This window comes from Paenibacillus sp. RC334 (genome assembly GCF_030034735.1).
In the GTDB taxonomy this organism is placed as follows: domain Bacteria; phylum Bacillota; class Bacilli; order Paenibacillales; family Paenibacillaceae; genus Paenibacillus; species Paenibacillus terrae_A.
The window spans coordinates 4,184,084-4,196,662 of sequence record NZ_CP125370.1 but is presented as its reverse complement, the minus strand read 5'-3'; the positions used below and the strand labels follow the sequence as shown (position 1 = coordinate 4,196,662).

The following is a 12,579-nucleotide window of genomic DNA, read 5'->3' as shown; positions in this document are numbered from 1 at the left end:
GCGATGCGCAAGGACAACAGCGATTTTAGTACCGCCTTTGTGTCGGAAGCGGGCTCTTACATAGACAACCGGGACTATTTTGCATTCATGGAGACGGACGACATGGCCTGTTATGTCCTCGCAGACGGTCTGGATTCGGATCAGGAGCTGCGCAGCGCGGAAATGGTTGTCAAAACGGTACTGGAAAACTTCATGGAGAAGCCTTCCATGTCCAAGCGGCGCCTGATGAGAGACCTGCGTGAAGCGCAGGATTGGCTGCAATTCGAAAGCCGCCGTGTGCGGCTCAAGGCCAGTCTGCTCATAGTGGTGACCAACTACAACAAAATGGTATATGTTTCGTGCGGTAATGTGAGGCTGTATCATTTTCGCAATGGACGGCTTAATTTTCGCAGTAAGGATCATAGCTTGGCTCAGTCATTGGCGGATGACGGACGTATTCCCGACGAAGCGACCAGCACGCATGAGGAACGGGGCAATCTGCTGGAATACCTGGGAAATCCGAATGGAGTTCATGCCCATTATGCCAAAAAGACGCAGCTTGCAGATGGAGATGTAATGCTGCTTGCCACATCCGGGATGTGGGAAGATGTTGAACTGGCGGAAATGCTGGGTGCGCTGGAGGAAGCAAAGGACCCGGTCGTGCTGACGGATACGCTGGAAGAGGTTCTGCTGAGCAAGCAGCGTCGGGCGGTGAACAATTATACGGCTGCCGCCATCTATGTGAACAAAATTTTTCAGGAAAAGCCTAAGAACCGCCGCAAGCTGATCAAACGGATTTTGATTGCGTTGCTCGCTTTTGTGATTGTAGGCGGAGGAGCATGGATTACCCTGGCCCGTATGGCTGCGAACAAGGCGGCTGCGTTGGAAACGATGGTCGAATCGGCTCAGGCCGCGGATGATTACGCCAGGGCAGGAGATTATGCGAAGGCGCTCAAGTCCTACAGTGAAGCGAAAAACGCGGCAGTTAAAATTAACGATAAGATTCACAAGCGACTGTATACGGCAGAGCAGAAAGTATCTCAACTCATGGTTGACGGAGACGGATATGTGGAAAAAGCAGACTTTGCCAAAGCCGAAGCGAGCTACGATAAAGCGAGGAAAAGTGCCGGTCTGTACCCGCCTTTCAATGTGAAGGATATTGAGAAAAAAATCGACCAGCTGGACAGCTATGCCGAGACGGCGAGCTGGATGAAGGACGGAGATTTGAAATTTCAGGGCGGAGATTACGCGAGTGCGCTCAAGCTGTATACGAAGGCGAATAAAGCTGCGATGGAATCCGGTTATACATCTGCGCAAAAAGAGTTGGAGAAAAAGATTACCGAGACTAATGATAAAATGACGGCCATCCAGCAGCAGCTCAAGGAAATTCAGGCTGGCAAGCTTCAGGCCAGAGGGGATCGGCTGATGAAGGACCTCGATTATGAAGGAGCCATTGACGCTTATAGCGGGGCACAGGAGATTTATCAGGAAATCGGCAAGCTAGAAAGTGTGCTGGCATTGGAGCGAAGTATTGCGAAGGCAGAGGAGAAACAGAGCGCGGACCAGCAGAAAAATGGTCAGCTTGCTGATGGAGCGTCACTATCTGACGGAGCGCTGAACGATACAGGCACCGGGGACGTAGCGGACGAAGCTGCGGCTTCGGCTGCTGCGCCAGCTGCTACAACATCGCAAACCAAGGCTGCGACAGCTACGGGTAATGCTGCGACAACGAGTTCAGGGGGTACAGCGGACGCGAAGAAGGAAGCTTCATCAGCTACAAAGAACGGCAGTACGAGTGATGGAAATGCTTCTTCGACGAAGGCAGTTGTCAACAAGGAGAAAGGAACTGCTGATTCCACTTCCAAAGAAGCAGGTACGTCTGATTCAGGCAGCAAGGATCAGGCGGCTGCGAACGGGAATTGAGGTTTTCATGTTCAATGAATGCTGGAGCCGGAAAGGAGTGAGGCGTCGTGAAAGAGCTGGTGCAGGACCGTTTGAGCAAGATGGACGATTTGGAGCAGAGACGTTTGCTTAAAAATATGATGGCGGGGGTGTTTATGAACCTCGTCGAATATCAGGAAGAAATGACCCGCCAGCTGGAACGGCGGGTATTTGAGGAAATTGAGAATACGGAAGAGAAGTTTGACGTGTACGTGTCATTGACATCACGTGAGGACTATGATCCGATTCATGAATTTTTATTTCCGGTGTTGCCGACAGATACCAAGGACAAGGTGATGGATATCAGCCGTGTGGCAGAGGTCGTTCGGGAAGGCGGAGCGTTGCCGTTGTTTACTCTTTTTCTGGAGATGGAGACCGAGCAGATCACCGCGCTTGTACGCAGCAAACGGGTTTTCGGGGGAACATTGGTAACGGAAACCGGAAGCTATCCGATTCGTTTTCGTCTGGAACACAACCGTTCTTATATTTTAGAGATTGAGAAGCTGTATCTGATGTTCATGCAAAATGGCATGCCGTGGAAAACGATTAATCACCCGTACGCTTATAAATTTGTCGATTGTGTACTGGTTGGAGGAGAAGGCGAGCCTGACGCTGATGAGGAAATCCACGAAATTACGATCTCATTGGAGGAATTCGACGTTTTTAAGAAGGTGGATGTTTTTCCACTTTGGAACATTGAACGACTGTCTCTGAAAAACAGTGGTTTCCCAATACCAGCTATAGATCATGTGAACTATGAGCATGTGCTTCCTTTAAGTAAAACAGGACCTGAGCACGGCTACCTGATTGACGGAGTGGAAGGCGATATCCGGTATATCAAACGCACGGAAGAGGAACTGACGATTGTCACGCCACGTGATAAGTCCGGCGAATGGAATGTGTTGAAGGTTACGAAGCCCGTCCCAACGCGGCTTAGTCGTCAGACCTATCCGGTGTTGTCCAATCGGCGGCAGGACAGCTTTTTGGGCCGCTATGCAGGCAAACAGGCTGTGATCGTTCGAGCCAAAGCGGAGATTACGCGCATTGTACATTCTTTTGAAGCTGCACAGGGATTGGAATTGGAGCGTGTGGACATTTGGGGAGGCACAGGCAGAAATGATGTGAGCAAGCTTTTATCCAAATCCCAGACGTATCCGTTAAATCCGTTTGTCAGTGACAACGTGCGGACGGAGGAAGGCAAGCAGATCATGCGATTGGGGTTCAGACACGGTTCTGCGGAAGCTTCGTCAACATTTCCTGCATACATTTTATCCGACTTGATGAGCTTTCTGGTGTCGGAAGTGCAAATGTATTTCCCGGAGTACAAGTGTGAAGGAGAATGGCTGTGAATTACGTCTGGGATTTGCTTATGCGCGCAAAGGAACAGGAGTTAGATGTTAACAGCTTCCGGTTTGTACCCGCTGTTAGCTACTCCCCGTATATGGAGCTGAGTCTGACCGAGCTGAATACATCCGAGCTGGAGCAGGTGGTGGAAATCAATCCATACTACCGCTTTTATTCTATTTTTCGGGACCTGTTTCCGCCGGATGCTGAGGAGTACCTGGAGCTGAGAGAATCGCTGTTCGATATTATGATACATTTTCTGGCCGAAACGGATTTGTATCAGGGCATGAATCGGCGGGAGTACCATATCCGGTTTGTTCAGCGTGACATCGGGAACGGCATTTTTGGCCCGAAGGTGAGCGAAAGCTTTGTACAGTTAAACCGTGATGAGCAGGATGCGATTGCCGAAGGATTGCTGCGGCTGTATGAGACGGGGGAAGCTGTACATCTGCTAAAAGAAACGATGCGCCGTGTTTTTCACCGCTCGATCATTTATACCAATTGTGAGGAAAAGGACGAATTGCTCATCTATATCGGTCAGGAGGAAACGCAGTTATCACGGACCAAAGCAGATTTAATTCTGGATCTGTTTCTTCCGGCGCGTTTTACGATTGAGCTGTATTGGACACGTCATTTCGGTATTTTGGAGGCAGACCCGACGATGAAAATAGACGCTATTGCCCTCTATTAAGGCCAAATGGCAGAGAAAGGACATGTGAACGATGAACGGACCCTATACATACAGACTGCTTGACCCGCTCACCGATCGAAAAGGTATTCGCTTCACGGCGAAATACACGCGGGCGGAGCTAGAGCAAATGACAACCTTTCAGTTGCGCGGAATATGCGATAAGGAGCGGCTGGTCGAGGGCTTTGCTAATCGTCTGGCACGTGAGGAACTGATCCGTGTGATTCTGCGGTTTCGGAGTGCAGAGGAGCACCTGCTCATCACACGGCCCAACCCCGGCGGCTTCGAGCGCATCGAATCGGCACTGCGGCAAAATTGGAATGATCGACGGCAGGAGAGCGGCGGTATCCGGGTTCCCGCCAAAATCACGCTGTATCAGGGTGTGCGTACAGGTCGAATGGACAATTACCGGATTGAATCCGACTTGCCCTGGCTGAATGCGTCTAATGTGCTGCTGGTGAATGCGGTAGGCGACCTGTGCGGTATTTTGAATTTGGTGAAGGACGAGGGGCGGACAGGCGTATATTACCTTTCCCGCCATCTCGACGCTGAACTGCGGGAGACGACCAACCATAATTACAGTCTGCTGTTTTTGCGAAGACAGGAATCGGAATATTTTTATAACCTCTACTATGGAGATAAGCCGATGCTGCCATTGAAGCTTCAAGGCCAACGTATTCCGGTGGCAGAGCTGATCATTCGCGGTACTGAAACGACAGATGCAGTATTGGCGGTTGATTTTGGCACCTCGAACACCACGGCAGGCGCATATCTGGATAGTTCCTATGTTACTGCCCCGGATGCGGGCATGAGCAGCACGGTACGGCTAAACGCGATCAACTATGTGTCCTTCCCCGGCCCGGAGGGAGCGGAGGGGGATTGGATCGAAGTGTTGCCGACCGCCATTCGTGTCGCGGACTGCTCTAACCCGGAGCATATCGTATATGTATTCGGAGAGGAAGCACTGCGTGGAACGGATGTAGCGGGCAGCCGGGCGACAGTACTACGGGGTATCAAGCGCTGGGTCAACGACTATAAGCGAACCGAGGAATTAATGGATTCCGAGGGGAATACGGCGACTGCTTTCCGCAGCGAAATTCTGGCGGCTTTTATACGCTATGTGATTGCCACAGCCGAGCAGCAATTCAAGTGCCGGTTTCGTAACCTTCATTTTTCAGCACCCGTCAAGCTGCAGCCTCAGTTTATCGAGATGTTTAGCGATATTTTACCGGATTATCGGATTGAAGCAGAGGATGCACTGGATGAAGGGCTGGCTGTGCTGTACAATACACTGGCAGACCAGATGGAACGAGGGACGTTTGCGGATGGTGAGGAATATCAGGCTCTTGTGATCGATTGTGGTGGAGGTACAACGGATTTATCATCCTGCCGATTTCGCATTGAGGATGGACGTATTGCCTATAAGCTGGATATCCACACCACGTATGAAAATGGGGATACCAATTTTGGCGGAAACAATCTGACGTATCGGATTATGCAGTTCATGAAAATTGTGTTTGCAGGCTATTATGCTGCGGAAACGCGATTGCCTGACACTGATATTGATGCCTTGATCGGCATTCCTTCAGGGGATTTGTACCGCCATGTGGATGAGTTTGGCGTAGATGCTGTGTATGCCGGACTGGAGGAACGTTATCGAGAGGCAGAGGCCATCTTGCCTACGGCATTCAAGCAGTACGAGCATGCCACACGGGATGAATATCAGCGGGTGCTAAGCAATTTTCATCTGCTGTGGAGCGCGGCGGAAAATATGAAAAAGGAATTTTTCTTACGCACAGGCATCCTGCGCAGCCGCTTCGAATCAGAGCAGGTATTTTCATCTGAAAGCGATCTGAACATTGCCGTGATGGATCGTTGGCTGGTTTCAGTCATCGAAAATGGACGTTTTCGTGATGAATATGGATTGCCTGATGTAGTGTTCAATATCCGTGAAATACAGCAGCTTCTCAAGGCGGATATCTATAATATTGTGCGTAAGTTTCTGGATGATTTTTATCAGGAGGGGCGCTTGCAGGATTACTCGATTATCAAGCTGACCGGGCAGTCCTGCCGAATTGATGTGTTCCGTGAGGCACTCAAGGAATTTGTGCCGGGGCGCAGTATTGAGTTCCGTCAGAAGGCGGAGGACCTGAGTCGGGTGCCCGAGCTGAAAATGGCCTGTCTGCGCGGCGCTATCCGTTACTTGAACGCCAAAAAAATGGGCACGATTGAGCCTGTCATTACCAATCATATTCCAGCTATTCCGTACACCGTCAGCGCATGGACGCATACGGGGCGCGAGAAGGAGCTGATTGCGAGCTTGGAAAGCAACCGCGTGCGCGGCTCTATTTCCAGGCCGTCCCATGCGGCCGAGGTGGAATTTTTCCTGACGGCGAACGGTGGCAAGCTGCGTCAGCGCCATGTGTACCGCAGTCGGCCAGAAGCCTTTGAGCCGATGCCATATGAGGAAATCGCCGTGCTGTACGGGCGGGATATTCCGCAGGATGATACCGACTCTATTCGCAACGGTGAGACGAAATATTTTGTTTTTGCAGGCGACAGCCGTTGGGGCTTTTATGTGGTGCCGGTTACCCGCCGGGATGAATTGCTGCATCTGGGACCCAAACGCTTTTTTGCCTTCGAAAACGATCTCTCCGAGCTGGATTTCTTTGACGGTACGAAGTAGGACAGGCCAACAGAGGCAGCATACAGCGCGATACGAAGACACTATGAAGTGCGAAATACCAGGAGACACCGTGGAATAAAAATACAATATATGGAGGATATAGTATGTTATACGCAGGTTTTTGGAAACGGGTTTTGGCGAGTATTATTGACAATCTGTTGATGTGGTTCGTGTTTATGATTCTGGGTCTGATCTGGTTTGTGATTCAAGCCATTGGGGACTGGGGGGTCTTCTTCGGTGGAAACCTCTTTACTCACAGACGGATCGCCCCCTATTTTTACCATAAAGATGGTTGGACAGACTTTGCTTAATTGGGGTGCGCTGTGGCTGTATCACGCGATTATGGAATCTTCCAAATGCAAAGCCTCGGTGGGCAAGCTGGCTCTCGGGATCGTCGTGGTAGATGAGTTTAACCAGAGGCTCAGCTTTGGACGTGCCAGTGCCCGCCATTGGAGTAAGTTTATATCCGCTATCATTCTGTGCATCGGCTTTATCATGACAGCCTTTACAGCTAGAAAACAAGCCCTTCACGATCTGATCGCTCGTACCTACGTCGTGGATAAACGCGAGCTGAATCATATCCTGCGTGAGCAGGCCGAGCGGGGAGCCGGGCTGTAAAGGTAGATAAATAGATCTTAAAATCCTAATGAATCGCAGTTTTCAATCAGGGGGAGCACGATGGATATACGCAGATTTTTAGAAAAGAATTTTCGCCTGTTTACTGGATTACTCGGAGGAAGTAAAGCTCAGCCCACCGATGATGGAGTTACTGTTCCACCTCCTGCGCCCGGTGTGAATCGGCTGTCTGTTCCCCTGAATAAAGAAGAATTGTGAAAGGAGGGAAACCATGTTAACCCATATCGTTCCGAAGTTTGAGAAAGGCCGTATTCTTAAAACCGAGATGCTGGAAAATCTGCGAGATTATCCTCGCAGTTTTCTGGATATCCGGTATCAGGATTATTCGGATGGCATTATTACCGGGATGAACGTCACTGTCGGGGAGCACACGCTGACCATTGGCAGAGGCATTGTAAAGCACAAGGGCAGGCTGTACCTGCTGGAGCAAGAGCAGGAAGTACCATATAAGGCTATGGGGCGGCTGTCGGTGTTGAAGCTGCTATTTATGGAACAAACGGATCGACCGGATTTCACTGTTCATCATGCGGATATTGTGCTGGAGGATGAGCCAGAGCTGGGTCTGGATGAACTGGAGCTGGGCAGGTTTAAGCTCAAAGATGGAGCCGTGCTTCGCTCGGATTATCAGGATTTTGCTGATATGGCTACCGAATTCAATACATGGAGCGATATCCATGCTCCCTTTGCAGGCTTGCATCAAAGTACATTGCGCCCGGAAACGATGCGGTATTTTGCATCCGAGCTGCTTAAAAGTGGCGCAACCGATCCGATGGATTGTATGTTTGCGCTCATGTGCCTGAACCTGGAAGCCGTGGACAGAGAATCAATCCAGCATTACATTGCAAACCGAAGCGGTGCGGAATACAGAGACTATTCCCAGGTACAGCTACACAGACAGTTGGTTCTTATTCTGGAAGGCGCTGGACGGGGGAAACGTACAGCAGGGCGTTGGCAAGGCGGCGGAGCCGGACGGATGATTGTGGATTAGTCTCAAAATTTGACAAAGCCCTCAATATGGAAGTAGGATGCTTTAACGTATTCTTTTAAATAAAAATTTACATATGTCCAAAAGTAGGAATAAAGTCGCTGGGGCTATTAGACACTCGTTTGATGAATTGAAACTTCCTTTATTTGCGAAAAATCGACATTCATTTTGACAGAGGTAGATGTGTTGAAGGGAGTTATAAGTAAATGGAGTTGCCGTAGCAACGAACTAGGCCTCGTGAATCAGCTGTTTTTTGTTTATTTTACTTGTTACAATAAAACCATTAAACGACCGTATCCTTTTGATATGTAATTCCGTCTACCTCAATGAAACACTCAAACTCAAATGGACTGAACAAAGGGGGGCCCCAAATATGGCCTTTGTGATATCCGAACGGATGAAAAATGAATCTTCCCACTCTAAGGGAAATGAACCATTCCAAAAAGTACTTCCTGCGTTGTATCGCTACTGTCTTTCGTTGACAGGCTCCACATGGGATGCGGAGGATTTGGCGCAGGCGACTTTTCTGCATATGCTGCAATCTGAGAAAAAACTGCATGAGCTGGAAAATGGCGAGGCTTATTTAATACGTTCCGCGCGGAATCGATGGATTGATGATATTCGCAGGCAAAATGCTCAAAAGCGCCTGTCTGCGCCTGGCGAAGGAGATTATACTCGAAAGTATGATGAGCCTTCACCGAGTTATGAAGAAAATTACACACCAGATCTGGAACTGGCGCTTCAATATTTAATGACACATGTATCAACATGGCAGCGGACCATCTTGGTGCTGCGGGATGTATGGGGCTATACGGCGTCGGAAACGGCAAAGATGCTGAATACGACGGAAGGTGCGGTAAAAGCGGCCTTAAGCCGGGCCCGCGCTTTGCTTGCCCAGAAGCACAAAGAGGGAAATGGGCTGGAGTCTGTAACCCTACCTGAGCATGAAGAGGAGCGGGAATGGCTTAAGGCTTATTTGGCGGCCTTTTGTGCAGGAGACGCACAACGCTGGATTGCGCTTGGCTTGAACGATATGGCTGAGCCAATAGCGATTGCCGGATCTGTGCTGTATCAGAGCTTTTATTCTTCTGGCGCTCAAATGAACTCTAATCCTTCCCATGGCATGCAGGCTAGGATGGCCGCTTAACAAGAGGGGGGTTTTGGCAAATGAGCACCATTCCTTATGTAATTGAGCAAACGAGTCGCGGAGAGCGAAGCTATGATATTTATTCCCGGCTATTAAAGGATCGTATCATTATGGTGTCGGGTGAGATTGAGGATCAAATGGCAAATGTCATTGTAGCGCAACTGTTGCATCTTACCGCCGAGGATTCCGAGAAGGACATACAGATGTATATTAACAGTCCGGGCGGGTCCATTTCAGCGGGGTTTGCCATTTATGATACGATGCAATTTGTGAAAAATGATATATCTACCATATGCACAGGCATGGCAGCGAGCTTTGGTACGATTTTGCTGACCGGAGGCACGAAGGGCAAGCGGATGGCGCTGCCCAACAGTGAGATTATGATTCACCAGCCGTTGGGCGGAGCCAAGGGACAAGCTTCGGATGTGCTGATTTACGCCGAGCGTCTGATCAAGAGCCGGAAACAGTTGAACCGTATTTTGGCAGATCATACCGGGCAACCGCTGGAGTGTGTGGAAAAAGATACCGATAGAGATCACTTCCTTACGGCTGAGGAAGCGGTAGCATATGGCTTGGTGGATCAAATTGTTACTCGGATCTAGCCTTTATTGAAAAATTTCATGTAGTCCCTCGCTAATTCTGAAAAAATTCAAGGTTTGTTCATTGCAATTTCAAAACAATAGGTTTATAATTTCAAACGGATTCAAAGGGGCTTATCCCGGAATCCATGGGAATTCATCCTATCTGAGCTTGCGTGTGCATGCTCAAATAAGAATTAAGCGAGGGATTTACAATGAAAACCTGCTGCACCATCCAGGTAGACGAAGACAGTTTAGTTATTGATTTGCCGGAAGAAGGAACCACGCTGGACTCCCTGCTCGGTGATATTGAGAGCTGTGGTGGAAGTGAAGAGCCTTGGCTGCAACTGATCGACAAGGTAATGGGCAACTCATCTGAGACTATACTGACAGGTCAAGTGACGGATGGCGGCGATACGAAGGAAGATCAGACGATCAAAAAACCTCAGGCAGCCGCTCAGGGGTAATAGGCAGATCATACGTTAATACGATATTTTTAACACGATCCGATTCACATACATGATCATGTATAAGACTGCTATACCGGGCCGAAGGGCATGGGGGAGCAGTCTTTTTTTTAGGCTTTTTAGAAGTTTTAGGATCCTTTTTCGTAGTGGCAAAATTCGTCAAATTTCGCAATTTTCAGGTGGGTCTTTTGTCCCGAAACCGTGACTTCCTGTTCATTTTCCACCATAAAGTCGAAATATAACATGGAACTAACTATAATAGTAGTAACATCCATATACAGGTAAGTGACACCTAATGTTGGACCTGATCCTCTTGCTGTATAAAGGAGGGGAGCGAAAAGGCGGAGAACAACGTACTGATAAGCTTATCCACTTTATTAAAAGGAAGGAATGTGTAAATGATGAATGGGCAATGGGTCCTGCCAAGGATCGCAAAAAGAGTAGCGGTGATGTTAACTGCGGTGTTACTGTTGACGTTAACGAACGGATTTAACTGGAATGCGCAGACCGCAGAGGCTGCCGGGACAACTCCCGTGGAGCGTTACGGACAACTTTCAGTGAAGAATGGTAAGCTGGTGGATAAAACCGGGAAGCCTGTGCAGCTCAAAGGGATCAGCTCTCATGGTGTCCAATGGTTTGGGGATCTGGTGAATGAGGACTCGATGAAATGGCTGCGGGACGACTGGGGCATTTCCGTGTTCCGGGTTGCGCTATACACCGAGGAAGATGGTTATATTGCCAATCCTTCATTAAAAAATAAAGTGAAGGAAGCCATTGAAGCAGCACAGAAGCTGGGATTATACGTTATTATTGACTGGCACATTCTCTCGGATGGTGATCCGAACATTCATAAAAATGAAGCCAAGGCTTTCTTTAATGAATTTGCAACTCAGTACGGGAATTTGCCAAACGTGATCTACGAGCTTGCCAACGAACCGAACGGGAACGTGAACTGGAACAACCAAATTCGTCCTTATGCGTTGGAGGTATCCCAGGTTATTCGAGCCAAGGACCCGGACAATATTATTATTGCAGGTACAGGCATGTGGAGTCAGGATGTACACGATGCAGCAGATAACCCACTTCCAGACAAAAATACGCTGTACACCGTGCATTTCTATGCGGGTACGCACGGACAATACCTGCGGGATCGCGTCGATTACGCGCTGAACAAGGGCGTGGGCATATTTGCTACGGAATGGGGAACCAGTGATGCTTCGGGTAACGGGGGGCCGTTCCTGAATGAGTCTAAGGTATGGACAGATTTCCTGGCTAGTCGTGGAATCAGTTGGGCAAACTGGTCGTTGGCCGATAAAAATGAAACCTCTGCTGCGCTTTTACCTGGCGCTAACCGTAAAGGGGGATGGCCTGATTCACAATTGTCAGCTTCCGGTAAATTCGTAAAACAAGCCATTCTGGAAGGCTCCAACAACAATAATGGAGGCGGAAACAATGGTGGCGATAACGGTGGTGGAAACAACGGCGGCGATAACGGCAACGGAGGAAGCACACCAGGCGGGGACGATCAAGGGATTGTGCTTCAGTATCGCACCGGAGACACGAATACCAAGGATAACGCAATCCGCCCTGAATTTAATATCAAAAACACAGGAAAAACGGCTGTCAAGCTGAGTGATTTGAAAATTCGCTACTATTACACAGATGAAAGCAAACAAGGTCAGCAATTATTTGTAGACTGGGCCAAGGTTGGAAATGAAAAGGTAAAATCGACTTTTGTAACATTGCCAGAGCCGAAGGCCAAGGCTGATAAATATGTGGAAATTTCATTTACTGATGGAGCGGGTACTATTCAGCCCGGCGGGGAAAGCGGAGAAATTCAACCCCGTATCCATGCTGCGAACTGGAGCAATTTTGATGAAACCAATGATTATTCGTATGGTTCCAGCCAAACTGCCTTCGCAAACTGGGACCGTGCAACCGTTTATCAACAGGGCAAGCTGGTATGGGGTATAGAGCCTTAAGGCACAACAGGGATCATGCCCGGAATGAGTAAAGAACATGGGACTTTTGGGTCCATACTTTTCAATATTGGATTATATAGTATGCGCCTTTGGTATATGTGTACCGGAACTTTAGGAGGGCGATTTAAGAACTTTGGTTCCGGTGT

12 protein-coding genes are annotated in these 12,579 nt (G+C 48.9%); all 12 read left to right on the top strand.

Annotation, left to right across the window (positions count from 1 at the left end; all coding sequences use genetic code 11):
* Positions 1-3 precede the first annotated feature (3 nt).
* Positions 4-1,902, top strand: coding sequence for a serine/threonine protein phosphatase (locus tag QMK20_RS19245; RefSeq protein WP_283652909.1), 1,899 nt, complete (start codon positions 4-6; stop codon positions 1,900-1,902).
* Between the two features lie 47 nt (positions 1,903-1,949).
* The gene (locus tag QMK20_RS19240) at positions 1,950-3,269 is read left to right on the top strand and encodes a normocyte-binding protein (protein WP_283652908.1); all 1,320 of its coding nucleotides are present in this window, start codon (positions 1,950-1,952) and stop codon (positions 3,267-3,269) included.
* Positions 3,266-3,955, top strand: coding sequence for an iron-dependent peroxidase (locus tag QMK20_RS19235; protein ID WP_283652907.1), 690 nt, complete (start codon positions 3,266-3,268; stop codon positions 3,953-3,955). Before QMK20_RS19240 ends, QMK20_RS19235 begins: the two co-directional genes overlap by 4 nt.
* Positions 3,956-3,986: 31 nt before the next feature.
* The gene (locus QMK20_RS19230) at positions 3,987-6,638 is read left to right on the top strand and encodes an Hsp70 family protein (RefSeq protein WP_283652906.1); all 2,652 of its coding nucleotides are present in this window, start codon (positions 3,987-3,989) and stop codon (positions 6,636-6,638) included.
* A 104-nt stretch (positions 6,639-6,742) separates the two neighbouring features.
* The gene (locus tag QMK20_RS27735) at positions 6,743-6,949 is read left to right on the top strand and encodes an RDD family protein (protein ID WP_283652905.1); all 207 of its coding nucleotides are present in this window, start codon (positions 6,743-6,745) and stop codon (positions 6,947-6,949) included.
* Complete coding sequence (locus QMK20_RS27730; protein ID WP_283652904.1) at positions 6,942-7,256, top strand: RDD family protein; 315 nt, start codon at positions 6,942-6,944, stop codon at positions 7,254-7,256. Before QMK20_RS27735 ends, QMK20_RS27730 begins: the two co-directional genes overlap by 8 nt.
* A gap of 60 nt (positions 7,257-7,316) precedes the next feature.
* The gene (locus tag QMK20_RS19215; RefSeq protein WP_170970890.1) at positions 7,317-7,472 is read left to right on the top strand and encodes a hypothetical protein; all 156 of its coding nucleotides are present in this window, start codon (positions 7,317-7,319) and stop codon (positions 7,470-7,472) included.
* A 13-nt stretch (positions 7,473-7,485) separates the two neighbouring features.
* Positions 7,486-8,262, top strand: coding sequence for a DNA and RNA helicase (locus QMK20_RS19210; protein WP_283652903.1), 777 nt, complete (start codon positions 7,486-7,488; stop codon positions 8,260-8,262).
* A 370-nt stretch (positions 8,263-8,632) separates the two neighbouring features.
* Positions 8,633-9,406, top strand: a complete 774-nt coding sequence (locus tag QMK20_RS19205; RefSeq protein ID WP_283652902.1) for an RNA polymerase sigma factor — start codon at positions 8,633-8,635, stop codon at positions 9,404-9,406.
* Between the two features lie 20 nt (positions 9,407-9,426).
* Entirely contained in the window at positions 9,427-10,008 is a 582-nt protein-coding gene (gene clpP, locus QMK20_RS19200; RefSeq protein WP_283652901.1) for an ATP-dependent Clp endopeptidase proteolytic subunit ClpP, read from the top strand.
* Between the two features lie 191 nt (positions 10,009-10,199).
* Complete coding sequence (locus QMK20_RS19195) at positions 10,200-10,451, top strand: hypothetical protein (RefSeq protein ID WP_283652900.1); 252 nt, start codon at positions 10,200-10,202, stop codon at positions 10,449-10,451.
* A 398-nt stretch (positions 10,452-10,849) separates the two neighbouring features.
* Complete coding sequence (locus tag QMK20_RS19190) at positions 10,850-12,433, top strand: cellulase family glycosylhydrolase (protein WP_283652899.1); 1,584 nt, start codon at positions 10,850-10,852, stop codon at positions 12,431-12,433.
* Positions 12,434-12,579: the final 146 nt, after the last annotated feature.